This window comes from Paenarthrobacter sp. NPDC089988 (assembly GCF_044748465.1).
Lineage (GTDB): Bacteria > Actinomycetota > Actinomycetes > Actinomycetales > Micrococcaceae > Arthrobacter.
Window position 1 is genome coordinate 1 of sequence record NZ_JBIVGD010000012.1, and the last position, 24484, is coordinate 24484.

Below are 24484 nucleotides of genomic sequence, written 5' to 3' on the forward strand. Positions count from 1 at the left end.
GTGTGAGAGGCCCCCAGCCAGACCACTGGGTTGATAGGCCGGATGTGGAAGCGAGGACTAAAGACTCGTGAAGCTGACCGGTACTAATAGGCCAACAACTTACACCACCCAAAAAACACTGCACGCGTCCACTATGTGGTTCCCAACCAACAACCCCGCCCCAACACCGGGGCAAACCAGGAAACCACTAATTGAATAACAACCAAGCACCACAGTTGTAACCACAAGACTTCCCAACCCCCACCAACAAGCGGGGGTGCGGGTGAAAAGGTTACGGCGGTCATAGCGTGGGGGAAACGCCCGGTCCCATTCCGAACCCGGAAGCTAAGACCCACAGCGCCGATGGTACTGCACCCGGGAGGGTGTGGGAGAGTAGGACACCGCCGGACAACACTTACAGGTCGAGGCCCCCCAACCACCACGGTTGGGGGGCCTCCCACTTTAACAACCAAAAGTACCGACAACAAGTTGTGAGACTTGCCACGGGAACACTATGAGGCGCCCTGGGCGTTCGGCTCCAGAAGTGCGGTCGCCTAGAATTGCATAAGACAAACGAGCCGGCATCCGTATTTGCCGGCGGCGTGACAACGAAATAAGGTTTATGAGCGACTACGCACGCGCCACTGGTCGGCTCGCAACAGGAGGAATCCATAATGGCTGAGCACAACGGCGGTAATCGAGGCGGCAATCGCGGTAACTTCGGCGGGAATCGTGGAGACCGCGGTTCCTACCGTCCCAATAACAACTCCGGCGGCGACCCCCGGGGCTTCCGCTCCAGGGAAAACCGAGATGGCAATGACCAAGGCCGTCCCTATGGCGAGCGGAAGCCCTTTGAGCGTCCTGCCCGTGACGGTGAGCGCCGACCGTTTAACAGCGATCGCAAGCCTTTCGGAGAGCGTCCCGAGCGCGGCTCCGACCGTCCGCGCCGTGATGGGGATGAGCGTCGTTCGTTTGGTGGTGACCGGAAGCCTTTTGGTGATCGTCCGCGCCGTGACGGTGACGACCGCCGTAGCTTTGGTGACCGCCCGGCACGCGGCGGGGAGCGTCCTGCCCGCGATGGTGAGCGCCGTTCCTTTGGTGACCGCCCGGCACGCGGCGGGGAGCGTCCTGCCCGCGATGGTGAGCGCCGGCCGTACAACGGTGACCGCAAGCCGTTTGGTGACCGCCCGGAACGTGGTCCGCGGAACTTTGATGGTCCGCGCCGCGACGGCGATGACCGCCGCACGTTCGGCGATCGTCCCCGGCGCGAAGGCGATCGCCCGCGCCGTGACGATGACCGTAAGCCCTTCCGTGATCGGACCGATCGCGACCGGAACGACCGTGGTGGGGATCGCCGGTCCTTCGGCGAGAACAGGCCCAGTGGTGGCCGTTTCGGCGAAGCCCGCGAAGACCGTCCGGCCCGTGTGCCTAACGCCAAGGACATTCGAAGCGCCAACCGTCCGGATCGTGAGCGTTCGCCGGAGATTGACGAGGATGTCACGGGCAATGAGCTGGACCGGGCCACAGGCCACCAGATCAAGACGCTTGAAGACCAGAACGCCGGTTGGGTTGCCAAGCATTTGGTCATGGCAGGGCGCCTGATCGATGTGGAGCCTGAACTCGCGTTCCAGCACGCCCTTGCTGCGAGCCGTCGTGGCGGCCGTTTGTCCGCTGTCCGCGAGGCTGTGGGTCTGACGGCTTACGCTGCCGGGCACTACGGTGAGGCACTGCGTGAGTTCCGCACGTACCGCCGTATCAGCGGCTCCAACGTGCATTTGCCGGTGATGGCTGACTGCGAGCGTGGCCTGGGCCGTGCCGACCGTGCCCTGGACATGGTGCGTTCACCCGAGGCCCAGGACCTGGATGCTCCGGGCAAGGTTGAGCTTGCCATTGTGGCTTCGGGCGCCCGTGCCGACCTTAACCAGTTGGATGCAGCGGTGGCCGAGCTAGAGATCCCGCAGCTGGACATCAACCGGGCCTTCTCCTACAGCCCCCGCTTGTTCCGCGCGTACGCCGAGGCCTTGACGGCTGCCGGCCGCGCTGATGAAGCAGTGCGCTGGGAGCGCCAGGCCGTCGTGGCCGAGAACGCCTTGGGCGTTGGCGACTTCGCGGAGCCGGAGATCCTGGACCTCGGTTGGGACGAAGAGGAAGAAGCAGCCGGGCGCAAGCCCCGTTTCCAGAAGCAGGACGGGGACGCCGCCGTCGGGCAGGCCGAAACCGAGACTGTGATCGCCGAGGCCGCGGCAGCGGATGCTGCCCACGATGACGTTGATGTGGACGACGCCGAGTCCGACTACTTTGAGTCGGACGACCCTGAGTCCGACATCGATTCCGCCGAGGACGAGGACGAGGACGAGGACCAGGACCAGGACGGCGACCCGGCTGAGGACGCAAAAGCAGCAGACGACGAGTCCCGCAATGGCTGAAGCGCTAATTGAGTCCTTTGACGCCGTTCTCTCCGATCTCGACGGCGTGGTTTATGCCGGGCCGCACGCCATTCCGGGCGCCGTGGAGTCGCTGCAGCGGCTGGAGTCCGTGGGAGTCGGCTTGGGGTACGTGACCAACAACGCGTCGCGGACGCCTGCACAGGTTGCCGCGCATTTGAGGGAACTGGGAGCGCCGGCAGAGGACCACCAGGTGGTGAGTTCCTCGCAGGCGGCAGGCGAACTGCTTGCGTCGATGCTGCCGGCGGGCGCGCATGTCCTGATTACAGGCAGCGCGGCCTTGGCCCATGAGATCGAGCTGGTGGGCCTCAAGCCCGTGCACAGCGCAGCTGAGCACCCGGTAGCGGTGGTGCAGGGTTTCAACCCGGAGATTGGCTGGAAGGAACTCGCCGAGGCCTCCTACGTCGTGGCTGGCGGCGCCAAGTGGTTCGCCACCAACACTGACATGTCCATTCCGCAGGCCCGCGGAATGGCTCCGGGCAACGGCACCTTGGTGGCGGCTGTTGCCGCCGCGACCGGGCAGTATCCCCTGGTTGCGGGCAAGCCGGAAGCGCCCCTGTTCCACGCCGCTGCGAAGCGGCTCAAGGCCGACCGGCCGCTCGTGGTGGGCGACCGCCTGGACACCGACATCCTGGGTGGCAACCGCGCAGGATATGCGACGGCGGCCGTCCTGACCGGCGTCGATACGAAGCACACCATCCTGGCCGCCCGGACGGATGAACGGCCGACGTACTTGCTGGCGGATCTCACCGAGCTCTACGAGCCTTATCCGGACGTCATCGGAGAAGACCACTCGTTCCGCTGCGGGGAGGCCTCCGCATCCGTGGAGGACAATGTTGTGACCGTCACGGGTTCCGAGGACGATCTCGATGCCTGGCGCGCGGCGTGTGCGGCCTGGTGGAGCGCTGTGCCGGATGCTTCCGAAGCGCAAGCGCCGAACCTCGAGTGGCGTTCTCACTAGACTGGTGCGATGACCGAGTCCACTGAAGAAACACTATGGCCCGGACCCGCCGCCCCCAGCGGTGAAGCGGCGGTCGACCGGACCCTGGAACTGTTGAACGCTGTTTCGGGGACTCCGGTATCGGAGCATGCGGACCTGTACACGGCGGTTCACGATTCGCTGTTGGAGGCCCTCGACGCCGAACCCGGCCTCCCGCCGGTCGCGGCGGCACAGGCGGCGGGACGGCCGAACGCCGACACCCCGGAAGGCAACAACTAGCGCATGGCACGACTCGATCAGGAACTCGTCGCCCGTGGGCTGGCGAGGTCCCGGACCCATGCGGCCAAGCTCATTGCCGATGGCAAGATCACGTCCGGCGGCACCGTCCTGTCCAAGGCTTCCCAGCCGGTGGGTGCCGAAACAGCTTTGGAGGTGGAACCCCATCCGGAGGACGCCTACGTCAGTCGTGCAGGTCATAAACTCGCGGGTGCGCTTGCAGCCTTCCCGGACGTGCTCGTTGCGGGCCGGAGGTGCCTCGACGCCGGTGCCTCCACCGGCGGCTTCACGGACGTCCTGCTGCGGCAGGGGGCCGCGCGGGTGGTGGCGGTGGACGTCGGGCACGGCCAGTTGGTCCAACGGCTCCGGGACGACTACCGGGTGGACGTCCATGAGGGACTCAATGTCAGGTACATGACGCCCGATCAGATCGGTGGGGCTGCATCCTTGACCGTGGCAGACCTCTCTTTTATTTCCTTGACGTTGGTCCTGGAGCCACTGGCGGCCTGCACCGCGCCGGGTGGTGACCTGGTGCTCATGGTGAAGCCGCAGTTCGAGGTTGGCAAGGAACGCTTGAGCCGCACCGGCGTGGTGTCTTCCGAACAGGAACGACGCCGGGCGGTCGCCCAGGTGGTGCGGGCCGCGGTGGATACCGGCTTGGACGTGCAGGGCCTCGCGGCCAGTCCGCTGCCGGGCCAGGACGGAAATGTTGAGTACTTCCTGTGGATGAAACGCAGGATGTCGGCGGAGTTGCCTAAGATCGAAGAGCGGGACGGGGACGTTGCTGCGTTGATGGAATCACTCTGGCCGAACCACTAGAAAGCAGAACCCGATGAGCAGGCATGTACTGGTCCTTGCCCACACCGGGCGGGAGGAATCGCTCCGCGCGGCGTGGGATGCCTGTACCCAACTGCATTCTTCCGGACTGGTTCCGGTGCTGCAGAAGTCCGAGCTGGCCGACGTCGAACGCTTTTTCGGCGCCGTGGATACGCCCATCGGGATCCTTCACGATCACGTGAGCCTGGAGGACGTCGAATTGGTGATGGTGCTGGGCGGCGACGGCACCATCCTGCGCGCTGCCGAACTGGTCCGCGAAGTGGATGTTCCGCTGCTGGGCGTGAACCTTGGTCACGTCGGCTTCCTTGCCGAAAGTGAACGCGCGGACCTGGCCCAGACCGTTGAATGGATTGCCAGCCGCCAGTACACGGTGGAAGAGCGCATGACCATCGATGTCCAGGTATGGATCAAGGGCCGGAAGATCTGGCATACCTGGGCCCTCAATGAGGCTGCCATCGAAAAAGCCAACCGGGAGCGCATGCTGGAAGTGGTCACCGAGGTGGACGAACGTCCGCTGACCTCGTTCGGCTGCGACGGCGTGGTCCTGGCAACTCCAACAGGTTCCACGGCTTACGCTTTCTCCTCCGGTGGCCCGGTTGTTTGGCCGGAAGTGGAGGCCTTGGTGATCGTGCCGATCAGCGCCCACGCCCTTTTCGCCAAGCCCTTGGTGGTGTCCCCGAGGTCCAAGCTGGCCGTGGAGATCATGAACCGGACAGATGCCCTGGGTGTGTTGTGGTGCGATGGCCGGCGTTCGGTGGACCTGCCGCCCGGAGCGCGCGTCGAGGTGACCCGGTCCGCCACACCCGTTCGGCTGGCCCGGACCCACATGACCCCGTTTTCCGCCCGACTGGTCCGGAAGTTCCAGCTGCCCATCCATGGCTGGCGTGGTCCCGCGCCACGCAGCGGCGAAGTCCACACCGGCCCGATCCCCGTGATCCGCACACCGTCGCCGGCACCCTTGCCGAGCCCGCACGAGCCTGGGCACGGTGAACCCTCCGACCCCACGAATGCGAAGTGAAGCATGCTTGAAGAACTCCGAATCCGTGACCTTGGCGTCATCACCGACGCCGCCCTTCCGCTCGGCCCCGGCCTGAGCGTCGTCACCGGTGAAACCGGCGCCGGCAAGACCATGGTGGTCACCGCCGTCGGGCTTCTCCTGGGCGCCCGCTCGGACGCCGGTGCCGTTCGCAGCGGCGCCAAGTCAGCATCCGCCGAGGCGGTACTGAAGCTCGATCCGCAACACAACGCCGTGGAGCGCACCCGGGAGGCCGGCGGCGAAGCGGAAGAGTACGACGGCGTGGCTGAACTCCTGCTCGCCCGTACCGTCAGTGCCGACGGACGCAGCCGGGCTTACGTGGGTGGGCGGACGGCGCCGGTCGGAGTCCTGGCGGAGCTGGGGGAGAGCCTGGTGGTGGTCCACGGCCAAACGGACCAGATCAGGCTCAAGGGCGCGGCAGCGCAGAGGCATGCCCTGGACCGCTTCGCCGGAGCATCCTTGGCCAAGCCGCTGGGGGAATACCAAGATCTGTACAAGCACTGGAAGTCGATCCAGTCCGAGCTGGAGACACTGCGCAACGAGGCCCGTGAGCGCTTGCGCGAAGCGGAGTCGTTGGATGCCGCGCTGACCGAAATCGATGAGATCGATCCCCAGCCCGGCGAAGACGAGGCACTCAAGGCCGAAGCGGTGAAACTTGCCAACGTCGAAGAATTGCGGATCGCCGCGGCATCAGCCCATGAGTCCTTGATCGCCGAGGAGTTCGGCGAGTCGGGGGATGCGACCTCCCTGGTGGATGCCGCCAAGCGGACCCTGGAACACGTGGCTGACCACGACGAAACCCTCGGCGCCGCCGCGGCACGACTGGCGGAAGTGGGCTTCCTGCTGAACGACATCGCGGCCGAACTGTCCAGCTACCAGGCTGCCCTGGACACGGAGGGACCCGAGCGACTGTCCGAAATCGAGGAACGCCGCGCTGCGCTGGCCAAGCTCATCCGCAAGTATGCTCCAAGCATCGATGAGGTGCTTGAGTGGGCCGCGACGGCGCGGATCCGCCTTGACGAACTCCAGGACGATTCGACCCGCATCGAATCCCTGGACGCCGAGGTTGCCGCGTCGGAGGAAAAGCTCCGCAAGTTGGCGGCCGCCATTACCAAGGCACGGCTCAAGGGGGCGAAGGAGCTTTCCTCGCGCGTCAGCGCGGAACTGAAGGCCCTGGCGATGGCCGACGCCACGTTGGTCATCGAGGTGGAGGACAGCGGCTCCCTGGGACCCTGGGGCACCGATGAGATCGCGTTCCTGCTCCGCCCGCACTCCGGTGCCCCGGCGAGGCCTTTGGGCAAGGGTGCCTCGGGCGGTGAACTGTCCCGGGTGATGCTTGCCATTGAAGTGGTCCTCGCTGCCGTGGACCCGGTTCCGACGTTCGTGTTCGACGAGGTTGACGCCGGCGTGGGCGGGCGAGCCGCCGTCGAAATCGGACGCCGGCTGGCCATGCTGGCCCGGCACGTCCAGGTGTTGGTAGTCACGCACTTGCCCCAGGTTGCCGCGTTTGCGGACCAGCACATCCGGGTCATCAAGACCTCGGTTCGTGGCGCGGACGGCAAGACCACCTCCGGATTCACGTCCAGCGATGTCCAGTTGTTGTCCGAGGAAGAACGGGTCAAGGAACTCGCCCGCATGCTGGCCGGGCAGGAGGACTCAGAGTCCGCGCAGGCGCACGCCCAGGAGCTCCTGGACGACGCGAAACTCCTTCCGCAGCAGGCATAGGGTCCAGGAGAGACACTGCGAGGACAATCACATTCAGTGCACTTTGTTCCGGCCGAACCCTTGATTGCAGGCCGGTAACTGGGCAACCATGGACCATTTGGGGAATCCGGACAGGACGCTTGGAAGGCGTAATTGATGATAAGCTCGAATTCCGTGGTGCAGCGATCAAATTCCCGTGTAAATTCCCGGTTCCCGGGTTCGTCCAAGACGACCAAACACATCTTCGTCACCGGCGGTGTGGCGTCCTCGCTCGGTAAGGGACTGACGGCTTCGAGCCTCGGCCACCTGCTGCGGGCACGCGGTTTGTCTGTAACTATGCAGAAGCTCGATCCCTACCTGAACGTGGATCCGGGCACGATGAATCCCTTCCAGCACGGCGAAGTGTTCGTGACTGACGATGGCGCCGAAACCGACCTCGACATCGGACACTACGAGCGCTTCCTCGACGAGAACCTCGAGGGTTCGGCCAACGTCACAACCGGCCAGATCTACTCGACGGTCATCGCGAAGGAACGCCGCGGCGAATACCTTGGCGATACTGTCCAGGTCATTCCGCACATCACTGACGAGATCAAGCGCCGCATGCGCCTGCCCGCCGAGGGCAAGAACGCTCCGGACGTCATCATCACCGAAATCGGTGGAACCGTTGGCGACATCGAATCGCAGCCGTTCCTGGAGTCAGCCCGCCAGGTCCGCCAGGACATCGGCCGGACGAACGTCTTCTTCCTCCATGTATCCCTGGTCCCGTACATCGGTCCCTCCCAGGAGCTGAAGACCAAGCCGACACAGCACTCCGTCGCTGCCCTGCGCTCCATCGGCATCCAGCCCGAAGCAATCGTGATCCGTTCTGACCGCGAAGTTCCCGAAGCCATGCGCGAGAAGATCGGCCGCATGTGCGATGTCGACATCGATGCCGTGGTCAACGCCGCCGACGCTCCGAGCATCTACGACATTCCCAAGACCCTGCACTCCCAGCAACTGGACTCCTACATCGTCCGCGCCCTGGACCTGCCGTTCAAGGACGTGGACTGGAGCAAGTGGGACAAACTGCTTGAGGCCGTGCACAACCCGAAGCACGAGGTCGAGGTCGCCCTGGTGGGCAAGTACATCGACCTTCCGGACGCCTACCTTTCGGTGACCGAGGCACTGCGCGCAGGCGGGTTCGCCAACGAGGCCAAGGTCAAGATCCGCTGGGTTCCTTCCGACGAATGCGAAACCCTCGCAGGTGCCACCAAGTCCCTGGCGGGCGTGGACGCGATCTGCGTTCCCGGTGGCTTCGGCATCCGTGGACTGGAAGGCAAGCTCGGTGCCTTGAAGTTCGCCCGTGAAACCAAGCTCCCAGTCCTGGGCCTGTGCCTCGGCCTGCAGTGCATGGTGATCGAGTACGCCCGCAACGTCGTGGGCCTTGAAGGCGCCTCTTCGAGCGAGTTCGAACCCGACTCCAAGTACCCGGTCATCGCCACCATGGAAGAGCAATTGGACATCGTGGACGGCAAGGGAGACCTCGGCGGGACCATGCGCCTGGGCCTCTACGAAGCCAAGCTCGACGAAGGCTCCGTGGTAGCCGAAACCTACGGCACCACGTCCGTGAGCGAACGCCACCGCCACCGGTACGAGGTCAACAACAAGTACCGCGACCAGATCGCGGCCGAGGGCCTGGTGTTCTCCGGTACCTCGCCCGATGGCAAGCTGGTGGAGTACGTGGAGCTTCCCCGCGAAGTGCACCCGTACTACGTCGCCACCCAGGCGCACCCCGAGCTCAGCTCCCGTCCCACGCGCCCCCACCCGCTGTTCGCAGGGCTGGTCAAGGCTGCGTTGGACCGCCGTGAAGGTGGAGCCGTCGAAGCTAAGCAGGCCGCCGACGCGGTAGCTGCCAAGTAAAGAAACCGCTCAAGCAAAGGACGGCGCGATGCCCGGTACTTCTGAAACCCCCAGCACGACACGGCAGGTTTCGGACGTGCCGAGCCCGCGCCGTCTTTTGTCTTCCAGCAAGGTCTATGAGGGCCGCATCTGGGATGTGGTCAGCGATTCCTTCCAACTCGGCGAGGACACCGACGCACTGGTGCGCGACTACATCGACCACCCCGGTGCCGTGGCCGTGCTGCCCATGAACGTGGACGGCGAAATTCTCCTCTTGAAGCAGTACCGCCACCCGGTGGCCATGGACCTCTGGGAAATCCCGGCAGGCCTCCTCGACGTGGAGGGCGAGGACTTCGTGGTGGGCGCTGCCCGCGAGCTGGCGGAGGAAGCGGACCTGACCGCGGCTACTTGGAACGTCCTTGTGGACTTCTTCAATTCGCCGGGATCCTCCAGCGAGGCCGTCCGCATCTACTTGGCCCGTGGCCTCAGCGAAGTTCCGGAAGCCGAACGCCATGTCCGAACGGACGAAGAAGCCGAGATTGAGCTGCATTGGATTCCGTTGGACGATGCCGTGCAGGCCGTCCTTGAGGGCCGGCTGCACAACCCTTCCGCGGTCCTTGGCATCCTGGCCGCGGCCGCTGCAAAGGCTGACGGCTTCAGCAGCCTCCGGCCGGCCACTGCTCCCTGGCCGGCACACCCGAGCCAGCGCTGAGCATGCCCGAGGCCGCCACCCGGACTGCCACGGCCATTGACCGTGGAATCACCGATTACCTGCAGTATGTGGGAGTGGAACGCGGCTTGGCGGCGAACACGCTGGCGGCGTACCGCCGGGACCTGGGCCGCTATGCGAATTTCCTTGCCGCGCAAGGGGTCGGCGAGCCAGGCGGGGTAACCCGTCACCATGTCACGGCTTTTGTGCAGGCCCTGTCCGACGGCGCGGACGGTGCATCCGTCCTGGGCGTGCGTTCGGCGGCCAGGACCGTGGTTGCGGTGCGGGGTCTGCATAAGTTTTGGGCTCTTGAGGGCCTCACGAGTTCAGACCCCGCGGGCGATGTCCACCCACCCATGCCCGGGAAGAGGCTTCCGAAAGCCATCAGCGTGGATGAGGTGACCCGGATCCTCGAAGCCGCCGGCACGGATACAGCCACAGGGCTCCGTGACCGCGCCCTCCTGGAGTTCCTCTACTCCACGGGCGCCCGCATCAGCGAGGCTGTCGGCCTGGATGTGGACGACGTCTCCTTGCAGGAAACGGGTCCCGGCCCGGCCATTGTCCGGCTGTTCGGCAAAGGATCCAAGGAACGCCTGGTACCCCTTGGCTCCTACGGCGCCCGGGCCGTTGGAGCTTATGTTGTCCGGGGCAGGCCGCTCCTTGCGTCCAAGGGTAAGGGCACCCCGGCCCTGTTCCTCAACGCGCGCGGCGGCCGACTCAGCAGGCAGAGCGCTTGGACCATCCTGAAGACCGCCGCCGAAAAAGCGAACATCACCAAGGACGTCTCGCCCCACACACTGCGGCATTCCTTTGCCACCCACCTCCTGGAAGGCGGAGCGGATGTGCGGGTCGTGCAGGAACTGCTGGGACATGCCTCGGTGACCACCACCCAGGTGTACACCCTGGTGACGGCGGATACGTTGCGTGAGGTCTACGCGGCGGCGCATCCCCGGGCCCTTGGATAGCCCTAGCCAATCACGCTGAACGTCAGCTCTACAGCGTCCACGAACAAGGCCAGCAGCGATGTTCCCAGGCCGGCCACCAGCAGCAATCCAGGGTGGGCCAGACCCACCACCACGCGCTTAAGGGCGGGTCGTCCGCGGAGGAACTTCTTGGGCACCCGGGTCTTCAGCGGTATTTGCCGCCAACCCCGCAGCCGCCGCAGGAACCAGGCGCACCGCACTATGAAGGCCATCCACAACACGGATAACACCAACGGTACCGATGCCACCATCAGGTTGAAGCCCAAGGCCGTGACTTCCTTTTCGGAATCACCGATCACTGTTTGGACGGTGGTTGAGATGGAAGCGCTCATCACCACGGAGGCGGCCCACACCATGAAAGCCGCCACGAGAGCCAGGAACCGCACGAAGAAGTGCCCCAGCACGGTCGCATCCACTGCTTTAAGGTGGCTCCGCGGGGTCGCGTGAAGGACCACCAACGTGGACACCAGTGTGGGCAGGGCGGCCACCAACACCAGCAGATACCAGGTCCAGCCAGCCAGGTCCACCACTTCGTCCAGGACGATCAGCCCGGACCACAGGACCGTCCAGGCCCACCCGGAGTACAGGGGGTGCGCCACCAGCCAGCGCGGCAACCATGCGTCACGGTCCGGAGCGGCTTTGGAAACCGGACCGGCCGCTGGAGCATCTGGACCGGCCATTGGAGTTACGGGACCGGACTCCCCAGCTGCGTGTTCGACGGCGGCCGTCGCCGTCCGCGGTTCACCCCCGGCTTTGCTCATGGGCTCACTGTAGCAATGGCGGCAGGACGGGGGGAGATCGGGTTAAGGTGGGCAGCATGACTGCAGCGCATGTGACGTTGTGCTTCCTCCTCCGCGATGATGCGGAGGGCGAGCACGTCCTTCTGGGAACCAAGAAGACCGGATTCGGCAGCGGCAAGGTGGTGGGTGTTGGCGGCCATGTCGAGGCCGGGGAGACGGCCATCGAAGCCGCGTGCCGGGAGGTCATGGAAGAGATCCATGTTGTGGTTGATGCCGCTGACCTCGTCCCTGCGGGAACCGTGGACTTCATCTTCCCCACCAGGCCCGAGTGGAACATGGCCACCACTGTCTTCCTCACCCGGATCTGGGAGGGCGAACCGTCGGAGAGCGACGAAATCGCGCCCGGCTGGTATCCGGTGGCACAGCTTCCGGTGGACCGGATGTGGGCCGACGCCGAGCATTGGCTGCCAGCCATGATCTCAGGCCGCCGCATCGCCGTGCGGGTGGAACTCGCACCGGACAACCAGAACGTGGCGGACGTCCAGACCGAGGTATGGACGGGCGTCGACTGACGGTATGGCACCGACGCACCCCACAGACGCGAACGACGGCGGGACGGCCACCTCAGGTGACCGGCCCGCCGTCGTTCGTCCTGCAGTGGCGTGCAACCCGTTAGGGGACGTGCCGTTCTTCCGGTCCGTTGTATTCGCTCAACGGCCGGATGAGCGAGTTGGAGGCCAACTGCTCCATGACGTGGGCGGTCCAGCCGGTGATGCGGCTGGCCACGAACAACGGAGTGAAGGTCTGGGTGTCGAATCCCATGAGGTGGTACGTGGGCCCGGCCGGGTAGTCGAGGTTGGGTTTGATGGCCTTGGCCTCGTCCATGGCCTGTTCCAGGCCGTTGTAGAGTCCCAGGAGTTCAGGCCGTCCGTAATGGGCGATCATCTTGTCCAGCGCAGCCTTCATGGTGGGAACTCGGGAGTCGCCGTGCTTGTAGACGCGGTGGCCGAAGCCCATGACCTTCTTCTTGTGTGCCAGGGCGTCTTCCATCCATGTACGCGCCCGGGCTGCGGCGTCCTCCAGGGATTCCTCCGGGCGGATGCCGATTTCGTCGAAGGTGTGCATGACGGCCTCGTTGGCGCCGCCGTGCAGGGGGCCCTTGAGTGCCCCGATCGCCGCCGTCACCGCGGAGTGCAAGTCGGAAAGCGTCGAAGTGACCACGCGGGCGGTGAACGTGGAAGCGTTGAAGGAGTGCTCGGCGTAGAGGATCATCGAGACGTTGAAGGCCTCAACCACCTCGTCAACGGGTTCCTCGCTGAACGTCATCCAGAGGAAGTTCGCCGAGTAGTCCAGATCGTCCCGGGGTTCCACCACGTCCTGGCCCCGGCGCCTGCGCTGGTCATAAGCCACCACGGCCGGCATGGCCGCCCACAGATCCACAGCCTTCTTCAGATTGGCTTCGGGCGAGGAATCCTCGGCAAGTTCGTGCCTGGCGCCCAGGACCGAGGCCGCCGTCCGGCAGACATCCATGGGATGCGCACTTGTGGGGAGCGTGTCGATGACCGACTTGACCACGGGATCCAGGGCACGGCCTGCGCGCTCGCGGGCCGTGAACTCTGCCAACTGCGACTCGTCCGGAAGCTCGCCGTTCCACAGGAGGTAGGCGACTTCCTCAAAGCTGCACTTCGCTGCCAGTTCCTGCACCGGGTACCCGCGGTACAGCAGGGAGTTGGTTTCCGGGTTGACCTTTGAAACGGCGGTGTAGTCCACCACGACTCCGGCGAGGCCCTTTTTGATGTCTTCAGCTGCCATGCTGAACTCCTTCGTTCTTGTGCAGGTCACCGGAGGGACCCCGGTTTCCTGCGTCCCCTATGATGATCCGGACCTAGCGGATGCCAGGAACCTGGAAGTTGAAAACGCCGGTATCGAATTGGTTGTATGCCTCGTAATCCACGAGTTCGTAGAGGCGAGCACGCGTAAGCATGGAGTCGACGTGTGCCTCTTGGGTCCCCGCAGCCTTGATCGATTCCAGAGTACGCTCTGCAGCGCCCATGGCAATGCGGAGGAGTGTCACCGGGTAGATCACCATGTTCACGCCGACGCCCTGGAGCTGTTCGGTGGTGAAGAGCTCGCTCTTTCCGAACTCAGTCATGTTGGCCAGGATGGGCACGTCCACGGCGTCGCGGATGGCCTGGAACTCGCTGAGGTCCTTCATCGCTTCGGGGAAGATCGCGTCGGCGCCGGCGTCCACCAGGGCTTTGGCTCTGTCCTGGGCCGCTTGGAGTCCATCCACGGCGCGGATGTCGGTGCGGGCCATGATGAGGAAGTTCGGGTCGCGGCGGGCGTCGGCTGCGGCGCGGATGCGTTTGGTGGCGGTGTCGAGGTCCACTACGTTCTTGCCGTCCAGGTGTCCGCAGCGTTTGGGGTTGAATTGGTCCTCGATGTGGCAGCCGGCCAGGCCGGCGTTTTCGAGTTCCTGGATGGTGCGGGCCACGTTCATGGGTTCACCAAAGCCGGTGTCCGCGTCCACTAAGGCAGGCAGCTCGGTCATGCGGGCGATCTGCCCGGCCCGGGTGGCGACTTCGGTGAGGGTGGTCAGCCCGATGTCCGGTAGTCCGAGGTCGTTGGCCAGGACTGCGCCGGAGATGTAGACGCCGGCGAAGCCCTTTTCTTCAATCAAGCGCGCCGAGAGCGGGTTGAACGCGCCCGGGAACTGCTGAACTGTTCCGGAGCCCAGGAGTTCCCGAAGCTTCACCCGCTTCTGTTCGGGAGTGGTCTTGGAGTACAGCATTTAGAACAGTCCCTTCGGAGCGTTCTCAAGGTCGATCACGCCGGGGGCGGCGGTGATGTTGAGTTGGTCCAGTTCGCCTGGCCCGAGTTCGGTGACGCGTTCGACGGCGGCGAGGAACCTGTCGATTTCGGCGTCCTCCACGAGCCCTGCGGCGAGGGTGCGGAACTTGTTCACGTACTGCTCCCGGGCGAACGGCCGGGCACCAAGCGGGTGGGCGTCGGCGACAGCGATCTCATCGGTGATGACCGTGCCATCGGTGAGGGTGATTTCCACGGAACCGCCGAAGGCTTTCTCCGCGATGTCCAGGGAGTGGTACCGGCGGGTCCATTCCGGGTCTTCCACGGTGGTGACCTTGTGCCAGAGCTCCACGGTGTCCGGGCGGGTGGCGCGTTCGGGGGCGTAGGAGTCCACATGGTGCCAGGCACCGTCCTGCAACGCGACGGTGAAGATGTACGGGATGGAATGGTCCAGGGTTTCCCGGGACGCCGTGGGGGAGTACTTCTGTGGGTCGTTGGCGCCGGAGCCGATCACATAGTGGGTGTGGTGGCTGGTCTTGATCAGCACGGAGTCCACGTTGGCGGGATCGGTGGTCTCCGGGTGTTCGCGATTGAGTTTCCGGGCCAGGTCGATCCAGGCCTGGGCTTGGTATTCGGCGGAGTGTTCCTTGGTGTAGGTGTCCAGGATGGCGCGCTTGGCCTCGCCCTTCTCCGGAAGCGGCACGTCATAGGAGGCGTCGGGGCCGTCGAGCATCCAGGCGATCACGCCGTCTTCGCCTTCATAGATCGGCACCGGCGAAGTCTGGCCGCGCATGGCCCGGTCCGCTGCTTCAACGGCCATTTTGCCGGCGAAGGCGGGGGCGTGGGCCTTCCAGGTGGAGATCTCGCCCTTGCGGGACTGGCGCGTTGCGGTGGTGGTGTGCAGGGCCTGGCCTACGGACTGGAAGATGGTCTCCACGTCCAGGCCCAGCAGGGTGCCGATACCGGCCGCGGCGGACGGGCCCAGGTGGGCTACGTGGTCGATCTTGTGCTTGTGCAGGCAGATGGCCTTGACCAGGTTCACCTGGATCTCGTAGCCGGTGGCGATCGCGCGGACCAGGTCGGCGCCGTTGGATCCCACGTGCTGGGCAACAGCCAGGATCGGCGGGATGTTATCGCCCGGATGCGAGTAGTCCGCTGCCAGGAACGTGTCGTGGTAGTCCAGTTCCCGAACGGCGACGCCGTTCGCCCAGGCAGCCCACTCCGGCGAAACCCGCTCCTCGATACCAAACACAGAAGCGCCCTTGCCGTTCGCGGACGGAGCATGGGCCAAGGCCTGCCCCCGGGCCGCAACGATCGGCGCCCGGTTCAGGGAGGCGATGGCTACTGAGGCGTTGTCGATGATCCGGTTGATCACCATGTCCGTCACTTCGGCAGTGACCTCTACGGGATCAGCGGCGACCGTGGCGATCTTGTGGGCCAACTGCTCCTCGCGGGGCAGGTTCTCCTCGGACTTGTAAACGCGGACGTGATGGTGCTGGACCATGGTGCTCCTTTGGGTTGGACGGTTCACTGGGCCGGCTGTGCGGCTTTGACGTGGGTGAGGCTGCGGTGCAAGTGGACGATCGTGGCGGCTTCGGCCAGTCGTGGGTTCCGCGCGGCTATGGCTTCGGCGATGGCTGCATGTTCTGCGGCCGCGGCGGCGAGGCGGGCGGAATCATCGACTGCGAGTCGCCGGATGCGGACCAGGTGGACACGGAGGCCCCGCATGGCCTGGGCGAGGTAGGTGTTGGCAACAGCGGCATCGATGGCGTCGTCCAAGCGCCCCACGAGGGCATAGTAATCGTGCCGTGCCGGGTCCGACTCCCGGAGCAGTCCGGGCGCGCGGTCCAGTTGTGCCTGCAGTTCGGTGAAAATGCCGGGATCGCCGCGATCCGCGGCCAAGGCTGCGGCCCTCACTTCCAAGGTTTCACGCAGTTCGAAGAGCTCATCGATGCTGTCCAGGGAGATATCGGTGACCACGACGCCCCGGCCGCCTGCCGCCGTCGTCAATCCTTCAGCGGTGAGCCGGCCGAGCGCTTCCCGGACCGGCGTCCTGGAGACGCCAAGGCGTTCGGACTGTTCCACTTCCGCCAGGACGGTGCCGGGACGGAGGCGCCATTCGATGATGTCCTCACGGAGGGCGGTGTAAGCCCGGTCACTGGCGCGCATGGTTTCCAGTGTATACAGAGCAGTCCAAATACACCATGAAGCGGTGTCCTGATGCCGTTAATGTATACACAAGCGGTCAGTTGCGACGCCATCCGTATTCGTTCTCCGGCCGCCCGGGGGTTCCGTACCGTGGGGTCCGGGTGACGGTGCCGGCGTCGGCCAGGTACTCCAAGTAGCGCCGGGCCGTCACGCGGGACATTCCCACTGCTTCCATGACCTCGCTGGCAGACACCGGCAGATCGCGGGTGCGCACCAGGTCCTTGACCGCCTCCAGTGTCGAGGGGGAGAGTCCCTTGGGCAGGGGCAGGTCCGTGGGTGCGCGAAGGCTGGCAAAGGCCTGGTCCACATCGCTCTGCGAGGCGCCCGCTCCGGGGGTCCCGGAGGTGGAGCCAGCCAATTGGTCGCGGAAAGCCCGGTAGCTGGTGAGCTTGTCCGCGAAGGTGGCATACGTGAACGGCTTGATCAGGTATTGCACCACACCGATCGACACCGCGCTCCGGACAATGCTGAGTTCGCGGACAGCCGTAATGGCGATGATGTCCGCAAGGATTCCAGCGGACCGCATGCGTCGGGCCACGTCCAGTCCATGGAGGTCGGGGAGGTTCATGTCCAGCAGCACCAGATCGACAGGTGACCCGGAAGCGGCGAATTCGCCCAGAATGCGGAGGGCCGATTGGCCGTCGGGGGCGGTGCCAACAACGGTGAAGCCGTCGATCCTGCCCACATAGACCGAATGGGCATCGGAAGCGATCGGTTCGTCCTCGACCACCAGGACGCGGATATCTGTCATGCCTTCCCTTCCCGGGGAGCCGTTGTGGGCAGCACAACACGGAATCGCGCGCCGCCCGGGTTGTCTGTTGTCCCCGGATTATCGATGGACATCGTACCGTTGAGCCGTTGGATCGCTTGCCGCACCAGTGCCAACCCGACGCCCCGGCCGTGGTTGCCGCGCGGATCTCCCGTCGATGACTTGGTGCTGTAGCCGTACTGCAGGACGTCGTCGATCGAAGCCGGATCGATCCCGGCGCCGGAGTCCCGGACCACGAACTCGACGGCGGCACTTCCGGTCAGCACCTCAAGTTCCACCGAGCGGGGGAGCCCGCCGGCTGCCGCTGCGTCGATGGCGTTGTCCAGCAGGTTTCCCACGATGGTCACCAGGTCCTGGATTTCCAGTCCGCGAACGCCCGCGGTTCCGGATGTCCGGACGGTCAGTTCCACGCCGCGTTCGTGGGCCTCTGCGGCCTTGCCCATCACCAGGGCGCTCATCACTGGTTCGTCCACGGCGGCCAGCATGTCGTCCGTCAGTTGCTGGCTCAGCTCAAGGTCCTTCGTGGCAAACTCCAGCGCCTGGGGCGTGCGGCCGAGCTCCAGCAGGGAGACGATCATGTGCAGGCGGTTGGCATGTTCATGGGTCTGCGCTCGCAGGGCGTCGGAGAGGGTCTTCATGGTTTCCAGTTCCGTGCCCAGGGCTTCGATCTCGGTACGGTCGCGGATGGTGGCCACGGTGCCGTAGACCGCGGGTTTCTGGCGGCTCCTGGGTGGGACGGGGCCAACGGCCGGGGCCTGGTTTACCACCAGGATCCGGGAACCCGTCAGATGAATCTCGTCGTGTGCCGATCGGCCTGACTCGAACAGGGCGCGCAGGCTGCCGTCGAAGGGAAGCTCGGCGAGCCGTGGTGCCTGGTCGGGGGAGCGGTCCGCTTCGGACGGCTCCAAGCCCAGCAATTCGGCTGCCTGGTCGTTGTACATGACGGCGTTGCCGCGCGTGTCGATGAGGATGAGGCCCTCGCGCACCGAGTGCAGGACCGATTCGTAGTAGGCAAAGAGCTGGGCCAGCTGCTCGGGTCCCCATCCACGCGTGACGGAGCGCAGGTATCGTCCCAGCAACCAGGACGCCACGGAGCCAAAGAAGAGTACGCCCAAGGCGATGGCGCCGATCACGGTCAGCCGTTCAGCGAGATCGGTGTCCACTGTGCGCACCGTGATGCCGGCAGCCACCAGGGCTTTGACGGACCCGGCCGCGTCCTTGACCGGGGCGATGGTCCGGACCGACGGGCCCAAGGTTCCCGCAGTTACTTCAGTGAACGTTTGGCCCTGCAGGGCCGGCTCGATGGTTCCAATGTAGGGCTTGCCCAGTTCCTCGGGCCGGGGGTGGGTCCACCGGGTCCGGTCCGGGGCCATGATGGTGATGAAATCCGCAACCGCAGTGTCCGTGACCTTCAGGGCGTAGGGCTGCAGGTCGGCTGAAGGATCGGGGCTGGAGGCAGCCTGCAGGACCAAGGGGTTGTTGGCAATGGAAGCGACGATCGCCTGCATCCGGCTGCCTGCGTCGTCGTAGGCACGGTTCCTGGCTTCCGCCACAGAGAAAGCGCCGAAGGCCGCCGTCAGCACCATGACGAACAGCAGGTTCGCCACGAACAACCGGCGGGCAATGCTCCAGCTATGAAACACGTGTGGGCCTCCCATGACCAATATGACCGCAACGGTGATGTATGTCACCAGCGGCTGAATGATGGATATCACACAAGGGCAGCGGAGTGGACACAAGTGCAGGACCGCAGCGCCTTACACAGTATCCAGAAGGAGATTCCCATGACCTCTCAACGAGGAGAGTCGGCATTGGCCGCCACCGGCGGGCGCAAGGGGCTCGACAAGTCGCACTACCTGTACATCGCTGTCATTCTCGCAGTCGTGCTCGGTGCCGTTGTTGGCCTGGTGTTCCCCGAAGCCGGCAAGTCGCTCAAGCCGCTCGGCGATGGCTTCATCAAGCTGATCAAGATGATGATCGCACCCGTCATCTTCTGCACCATCGTCCTGGGCATCGGCTCCATTGCCAAGGCCGCCACGGTGGGCAAGGTGGGCGGACTCGCCCTGGGGTACTTCGTGGCCATGTCCACGTTCGCGCTCGCCATCGGCTTGGTGGTCGGTAACCTGATCCACCCGGGCGAGGGCCTCAAGCTGACACCCTACGACCCCAACAAGAAGGCCGCCACGGACAGCACGGTGGACTTCCTGCTCGGCATCATTCCCGGTGATATTCCTGTGCTTCCCACCTTGCTGGCTGCCATCCTGGTGGGCTTTGCGCTCCAGAAAATGGGCAAGCAGGGACAGCCGATCCTCGCGGCCATCGGCCACGGGCAGCGCCTCGTGTTCCGCATCCTGATCATGATCATGTGGCTCGCACCCGTCGGCGCCTTCGGTGCCATTGCCGCAGTCGTTGGCGCAACCGGTGCGCAGGCAATCCTCAGTATGTTCACCCTGATGATCGCCTTCTACATCACCTGCATCCTGTTCATCGTGGTCATCCTCGGCACCCTGCTCCGTGCGGTTGCCGGTGTGAATATCTTCAAGCTGATGAAGTACCTGGCCCGCGAATACCTGCTGATCTTCTCCACCTCCTCCTCCGAAGCTGCGCTGCCGCGCCTCATCGCCAAGATGGAACACCTGGGTGTTTCCAAGCCAGTGGTAGGCGTGACTGTCCCCACCGGCTACTCGTTCAACCTGGACGGCACGGCCATCTACCTGACCATGGCCTCGCTGTTCGTTGCCAACGCCATGGGTACACCGCTTGACCTGGGCGCGCAGATCTCCCTCCTGGTCTTCATGATCATCGCTTCCAAGGGCGCGGCAGGCGTCACCGGCGCAGGCTTGGCCACGCTGGCCGCCGGGCTGCAGGCACACAAGCCGGAACTACTGGGTGGCGTGGGCATGATCGTCGGTATTGACCGCTTCATGTCCGAGGCGCGGGCGCTGACCAACTTCACCGGCAACGCCGTGGCGACGGTCCTGATCGGTACCTGGGTCAAGGAAATCGACACCAACCAGGTCAACCAGGTGCTGTCCGGCAACTCGCCCTTCGACGAGCAGACCATGCTGGCCCATGACGAGGTGGCCGAGGCTCCCGAAGCCGACGCCCGCGAGAAGGCAACCGTCTAGTCCTCCACCGAATCCCGAGCCCGTCTGAAGGCCGGTGCCCGCAGGGGCGCCGGTCTTCTTTCGCGCGCGGGGAGCAGGAAAATCCCAAACCTTCCACCTCTACTAGAGGGTAAAGGCTCAAAGACCGGGCAATGTCAAGTTCCCCGGAATACCGTGTCGGTCGCTGTAGCCTAGGTGGGTAGCAGTGCTGGTCCCACGGGACCGGCGGCCGGGAAGATCGTCGTCGAAAGAGTGGTTGGATACGTGAGCATCGAACGGGGAACAGCAACCCTGGCAGGCACCGAGCTCGATCTGGAAGACGCAATCATGGGGCCCACGGGCCGCCCGCACCGCGACTTCCCGGAACCGGCTCCGCTTGCTTCGCACGGCCCGGCGAGAGTCATCGCCATGGTCAACCAGAAGGGCGGAGTGGGCAAGACCACGTCAACCATCAACCTTGCTGCCGCGCTCGCCGAGTACGGCCGCCGCGTGCTGTTGGTGGACTTCGACCCGCAGGGCGCATTGTCGGCGGGGCTGGGCGTCAACCCCCATGAATTGGACCTCACCGTCTACAACGTGCTGATGGACCGGAAGGTGAGCATCCGCGAGGCCATCCACCAGACCGGCGTGGAGGGCGTGGACCTCCTGCCGGCCAACATCGACTTGTCCGCCGCCGAGGTGCAACTCGTCAATGAGGTGGCCCGTGAGCAAGTGCTGGACCGTGCCCTCAAGAGCGTCGAGGACGAGTACGATGTGGTCCTGATCGACTGCCAGCCGTCGCTGGGCCTGCTGACCGTCAACGCGCTGACCGCCGCGCACGGCGTCATCATCCCGCTCATTTGCGAGTTCTTTGCCCTGCGCGCTGTCGCCCTCCTGGTGGAAACCATCGAGAAGGTGCAGGACCGCCTGAATCCGCGCCTGCAAGTGGACGGCGTCCTGGCCACCATGTACGACGCCCGCACACTGCACAGCCGTGAGGTCATCTCCCGCTTGGTGGAGGCCTTTGGGGACAAAGTGTTCGAGACAGTCATCAAGCGTTCCATCAAGTTCGCGGACGCCACCGTTGCCGCCGAGCCCATCACGAGTTACGCGGGCAACCACGTCGGTGCGGACGCCTACCGCCGGCTCGCGAAGGAACTGATCTCGCGCGGCGGCGCGCCGTAGCCGTCGGCGTGGGATCGCCGTCTGCCCCACCGCTCGCGGTGGACTCCTCCGTTTCAACGCCCGACGCCGGCACCTCCGAAGCGTCAAAGGGCGGCTTTGAGGTACGGCTGGCCAACTTTACGGGCCCTTTCGACCTGCTGCTCGGCCTGATCGCCAAGCACAAGATGGACATCACTGAGGTGGCCCTCGCAACGGTGACGGACGAGTTCATCAAGTACATCCGCAGGTTGCAGGAACTGGGGGAGGACTGGGCGCTGGACGAAGCCAGCGAGTTCCTGGTCATTGCGGCCACCTTGCTGGATCTGAAGGCTGCCCGCCTCCTGCCCGCCGGCGAAGTGGAAGACGACGAGGACATTGCGCTGCTGGAAGCCCGTGACCTCCTGTTCGCCCGGTTGTTGCAATACAAGGCCTTCAAGGAAGTGGCTGGGCTCCTCGGCAACCAGTTGGAAGAGGAAGGCCTCAGGTTCCCGCGGCAAGTTGCCCTGGAGGGTCATTTTGCGGCGTTGTTGCCCGAGCTCGTGTGGCGCCACAGCCCGGAGCAATTTGCCGAGCTTGCCGCCAAGGCGCTCAAACCCAAAGATGCCCCGCCAAGCGAGGTGGGCCTGGGCCACCTGCATGCCCCACCTGTCAGCGTGAAGGAGCAGGCAGAGATCCTCGGCTACCGCTTGCAGTTGGGGGCGCCGCTGTCGTTCCAGGCGCTGATCGCAGACGCCGGGAGCACCCTGGTGGTGGTTGCCCGCTTCCTGGCCCTGCTCGAGATGTTCCGTGACCGCGTGGTCGCGTTTGAGCAGCCCACGCCCTTGGCCCAGTTGTTGGTCCGATGGACCGGAAGCGACGCAGAATGGGACAGCTCAAACCTGAGTGAAGAGTACGAAGACCTGGGAGATGGAGCCGCGGATGACTGAGCAGGCAGCGGGTACGGACGGCCTGGCCGAACTCGAGACCCTCCCGGGCGGCGCAAAGGCCGCCTTGGAAGCGGTGTTGATGGTGATCGACGAGCCGGCCACCTCCGAAGAGCTCGCCGCCGGGCTCAACGTGACGGTCGCCGTCGTCGATGATTTGCTGCAGGAACTCCTGCGCGAGTATAGCGGCTATACTGTTAAAGCCCCGGACGTGGATGCTGATGGCTTTGCAGCTGCAAGCAACGCACCCCGGGGTTTTGAATTGCGGAACATCGCCGGAGGTTGGCGTATCTATTCTCGGCCGGATTTTGCCCACATTGTTGGCAGGTTCGTCCTTGAGGGCCAAACCACCAGGCTGACCCAGGCAGCACTGGAAACTTTGGCGGTCATTGCCTACCGCCAGCCGGTCTCGAGGGCCAGGGTGTCCGCAATTCGCGGCGTTAACGTCGATTCCGTCGTCAGGACACTGACCCAGCGTGGATTGATCGAAGACGCCGGGAACGATCCCGAGTCCGGGGCAATCCTGTACCGGACAACCTCATACTTCCTGGAACGGATGGGCATCGGTTCAGTCGCGGACTTGCCGCAACTGTCCCCGCACCTCCCCGGCCTCGAAGGGATCGACGAGTATTACGACGCAAGCCGGATGTAACCATTCGGCACAAGTACATATTGGTTCACGGCGCGCAGGGCGTGCCGCAGCAGCAGGGGCAGGCGATTGCCTGCCGGGCTGGCTAGTGTTGATTGCAGCACGGAAGGCCGGCCAATACTACACAAGGACGGGTCATGACACAGGCGGGACGCCAGGGTTCACCACGTAACGGTTCGGGACGCAACAACTCCGGACGCAATGAGGCAAGGGGCGCAGGACGCTCCAACGCCGGCGGCTTTGCTGGCCGCGGCGGAAGTGCCGGCGCTGGAAAGCGCACCTTCAAGCAGGGCGACGGCCGGCCGTTCAAGGCCGCAAAGCCGCGGGAAGCGGCTCCTTTCGACCCCGACAACCCCACCACGGCCAGCGGCCGCGGCCAGGCGGCGAAGCCCGCCAAGCCCTTCCGCAAGCCTGGTTCCAACAAGCCGGGTTACGGCAAGGCACCCGGCACGCCCGGCGCCCTCAAGCCCAAGCCGAAGCCCGGCAACGCCAAGCAGTACGGCTCCAAGGCCTTCGGCAGCGAGCGTTTCGGCCAGAGCCTAGGTCCCGTCCGCAAGCCGGGCCGCAACCGCGGTCCACGACAGGACGTTCCGCAGTCGGACCTTCACGACGTCGATGGCGTGCGCCTGCAGAAAGTCATGGCGCAGGCCGGTGTCGCCTCCCGTCGCGTCTGTGAGGAGATGATCCTCGAAGGCCGCGTCGAAGTCGATGGCCAGGTCACCACTGAGCTGGGGATGCGCGTGGATCCCAAGTCGGCCGTCATCCACGTCGACGGTATCCGTATCCAGCTGGACGAAACGCTCGTCTACATGGTCTTCAACAAGCCCAAGGGCGTCGTGTCCACCATGGAAGACCCCGAGGGCCGTCCCTGCATCAGCGATTTCCTCAAGACCAACAAGAACAAGGGCGAACGCCTGTTCCACGTGGGCCGCCTGGACGTCGCCACCGAGGGGCTGCTGTTGTTGACCAACGACGGCGAACTGGCCAACCGCTTGACCCATCCTTCGTATGAGGTGCCCAAGACGTACCTCGTCCAGGTCCGTGGACCGTTCCCGCAGGGCGTCGGCGCCCAGCTCAAGTCCGGTGTGGAGCTCGAGGACGGCGTGGCCGCGGTGGACTCCTTCCGCTTGGTGGACTCCACTCCCGGCCATGTGCTGATTGAGGTTGTCCTGCACTCGGGCAAGAACCGCATTGTGCGCCGGATGTTCGACGCCGTCGGCTTCCCTGTACAGCGCCTGGTCCGCGTCAAGGTCGGACCGATTGGCTTGGGCGACCAGCGCCAGGGCAGCATCCGCAACCTCGGCAAGCAGGAAATCGGCCACCTGATGGCCGCCGTAGGGCTCTAGGC

At 64.8% G+C, this 24484-nt stretch carries 23 protein-coding genes and 1 rRNA gene; 16 read left to right on the forward strand and 8 right to left on the reverse strand.

The genetic code is table 11. The annotated features are described in order from the left end of the window. Positions 1–272 precede the first annotated feature (272 nt). Positions 273–389 (forward strand): 5S ribosomal RNA (gene rrf, locus ACIPV6_RS14650). Between the two features lie 210 nt (positions 390–599). On the opposite strand, the gene ACIPV6_RS14655 is transcribed toward rrf, so the two are convergent. After that, positions 600–1559 (reverse strand): hypothetical protein, encoded by a 960-nt coding sequence (locus tag ACIPV6_RS14655; RefSeq protein WP_400271575.1) that lies wholly within the window; start codon positions 1557–1559, stop codon positions 600–602. Between the two features lie 6 nt (positions 1560–1565). Between ACIPV6_RS14655 and ACIPV6_RS14660 the strand changes: the two genes are divergently transcribed. From ACIPV6_RS14660 to xerD, 9 genes are all read left to right on the forward strand, one after another. After that, positions 1566–2405 (forward strand): hypothetical protein, encoded by an 840-nt coding sequence (locus tag ACIPV6_RS14660; RefSeq protein WP_400271576.1) that lies wholly within the window; start codon positions 1566–1568, stop codon positions 2403–2405. Beyond that, positions 2398–3384 carry an HAD-IIA family hydrolase gene (locus tag ACIPV6_RS14665; RefSeq protein ID WP_400271577.1) on the forward strand — a complete coding sequence of 329 codons (987 nt, stop codon included), beginning with the start codon at positions 2398–2400 and terminating at the stop codon, positions 3382–3384. The genes ACIPV6_RS14660 and ACIPV6_RS14665 overlap by 8 nt, the downstream gene beginning before the upstream one ends. Before the next feature lie 9 nt (positions 3385–3393). Continuing rightward, positions 3394–3642: a hypothetical protein gene (locus tag ACIPV6_RS14670; RefSeq protein WP_400271578.1), complete on the forward strand. Its 249-nt coding sequence runs from the start codon at positions 3394–3396 to the stop codon at positions 3640–3642. A 3-nt stretch (positions 3643–3645) separates the two neighbouring features. Then, positions 3646–4458 (forward strand): TlyA family RNA methyltransferase, encoded by an 813-nt coding sequence (locus tag ACIPV6_RS14675; RefSeq protein WP_400271579.1) that lies wholly within the window; start codon positions 3646–3648, stop codon positions 4456–4458. A 13-nt stretch (positions 4459–4471) separates the two neighbouring features. Continuing rightward, on the forward strand, positions 4472–5494 hold the full coding sequence (locus ACIPV6_RS14680; protein ID WP_400271580.1) for an NAD kinase: 1023 nt from the start codon (positions 4472–4474) through the stop codon (positions 5492–5494). 3 nt (positions 5495–5497) lie between these two features. Then, positions 5498–7237 carry a DNA repair protein RecN gene (gene recN, locus ACIPV6_RS14685; protein ID WP_400271581.1) on the forward strand — a complete coding sequence of 580 codons (1740 nt, stop codon included), beginning with the start codon at positions 5498–5500 and terminating at the stop codon, positions 7235–7237. Between the two features lie 135 nt (positions 7238–7372). Continuing rightward, positions 7373–9118: a CTP synthase gene (locus tag ACIPV6_RS14690; RefSeq protein WP_400271582.1), complete on the forward strand. Its 1746-nt coding sequence runs from the start codon at positions 7373–7375 to the stop codon at positions 9116–9118. Positions 9119–9146: 28 nt separating this feature from the next. After that, on the forward strand, positions 9147–9809 hold the full coding sequence (locus ACIPV6_RS14695) for an NUDIX domain-containing protein (RefSeq protein WP_400271583.1): 663 nt from the start codon (positions 9147–9149) through the stop codon (positions 9807–9809). 2 nt (positions 9810–9811) lie between these two features. Further along, positions 9812–10771 carry a site-specific tyrosine recombinase XerD gene (xerD, locus tag ACIPV6_RS14700; RefSeq protein ID WP_400271584.1) on the forward strand — a complete coding sequence of 320 codons (960 nt, stop codon included), beginning with the start codon at positions 9812–9814 and terminating at the stop codon, positions 10769–10771. 2 nt (positions 10772–10773) lie between these two features. Here the strand turns inward: xerD and ACIPV6_RS14705 are convergent, their stop codons facing one another. Continuing rightward, complete coding sequence (locus ACIPV6_RS14705; RefSeq protein WP_400271585.1) at positions 10774–11550, reverse strand: hypothetical protein; 777 nt, start codon at positions 11548–11550, stop codon at positions 10774–10776. Positions 11551–11606: 56 nt separating this feature from the next. On the opposite strand from ACIPV6_RS14705, the gene ACIPV6_RS14710 reads away from it, so the two are divergent. After that, complete coding sequence (locus ACIPV6_RS14710) at positions 11607–12101, forward strand: 8-oxo-dGTP diphosphatase (RefSeq protein ID WP_400271586.1); 495 nt, start codon at positions 11607–11609, stop codon at positions 12099–12101. Between the two features lie 100 nt (positions 12102–12201). On the opposite strand, the gene ACIPV6_RS14715 is transcribed toward ACIPV6_RS14710, so the two are convergent. The 6 genes from ACIPV6_RS14715 to ACIPV6_RS14740 all read right to left on the reverse strand — a co-directional run bounded on the left by ACIPV6_RS14715 (position 12202) and on the right by ACIPV6_RS14740 (position 18957). Beyond that, entirely contained in the window at positions 12202–13341 is a 1140-nt protein-coding gene (locus ACIPV6_RS14715; RefSeq protein WP_400271587.1) for a bifunctional 2-methylcitrate synthase/citrate synthase, read from the reverse strand. A gap of 73 nt (positions 13342–13414) precedes the next feature. Beyond that, on the reverse strand, positions 13415–14320 hold the full coding sequence (gene prpB, locus ACIPV6_RS14720; protein WP_400271588.1) for a methylisocitrate lyase: 906 nt from the start codon (positions 14318–14320) through the stop codon (positions 13415–13417). Next, positions 14321–15841 carry an MmgE/PrpD family protein gene (locus ACIPV6_RS14725; protein ID WP_400271589.1) on the reverse strand — a complete coding sequence of 507 codons (1521 nt, stop codon included), beginning with the start codon at positions 15839–15841 and terminating at the stop codon, positions 14321–14323. Positions 15842–15864: 23 nt separating this feature from the next. Further along, positions 15865–16506, reverse strand: coding sequence for a GntR family transcriptional regulator (locus ACIPV6_RS14730; protein WP_400271590.1), 642 nt, complete (start codon positions 16504–16506; stop codon positions 15865–15867). A gap of 76 nt (positions 16507–16582) precedes the next feature. After that, a complete protein-coding gene (locus ACIPV6_RS14735) occupies positions 16583–17296 on the reverse strand; it encodes a response regulator (protein WP_400271591.1) in 714 nt (237 codons plus the stop codon). Continuing rightward, complete coding sequence (locus ACIPV6_RS14740) at positions 17293–18957, reverse strand: ATP-binding protein (protein ID WP_400271592.1); 1665 nt, start codon at positions 18955–18957, stop codon at positions 17293–17295. Before ACIPV6_RS14740 ends, ACIPV6_RS14735 begins: the two co-directional genes overlap by 4 nt. A 141-nt stretch (positions 18958–19098) precedes the next feature. On the opposite strand from ACIPV6_RS14740, the gene ACIPV6_RS14745 reads away from it, so the two are divergent. From ACIPV6_RS14745 to ACIPV6_RS14765, 5 genes are all read left to right on the forward strand, one after another. Then, positions 19099–20442, forward strand: a complete 1344-nt coding sequence (locus ACIPV6_RS14745) for a cation:dicarboxylate symporter family transporter (protein WP_400271593.1) — start codon at positions 19099–19101, stop codon at positions 20440–20442. A gap of 243 nt (positions 20443–20685) precedes the next feature. Then, positions 20686–21585, forward strand: coding sequence for a ParA family protein (locus tag ACIPV6_RS14750; protein ID WP_397322929.1), 900 nt, complete (start codon positions 20686–20688; stop codon positions 21583–21585). Positions 21586–21623: 38 nt separating this feature from the next. Then, complete coding sequence (locus ACIPV6_RS14755) at positions 21624–22490, forward strand: segregation and condensation protein A (protein ID WP_400271712.1); 867 nt, start codon at positions 21624–21626, stop codon at positions 22488–22490. Next, positions 22483–23139: an SMC-Scp complex subunit ScpB gene (locus ACIPV6_RS14760; protein ID WP_400271594.1), complete on the forward strand. Its 657-nt coding sequence runs from the start codon at positions 22483–22485 to the stop codon at positions 23137–23139. Before ACIPV6_RS14755 ends, ACIPV6_RS14760 begins: the two co-directional genes overlap by 8 nt. Positions 23140–23273: 134 nt before the next feature. Continuing rightward, entirely contained in the window at positions 23274–24482 is a 1209-nt protein-coding gene (locus ACIPV6_RS14765; protein WP_400271595.1) for a pseudouridine synthase, read from the forward strand. Positions 24483–24484 lie beyond the last annotated feature (2 nt).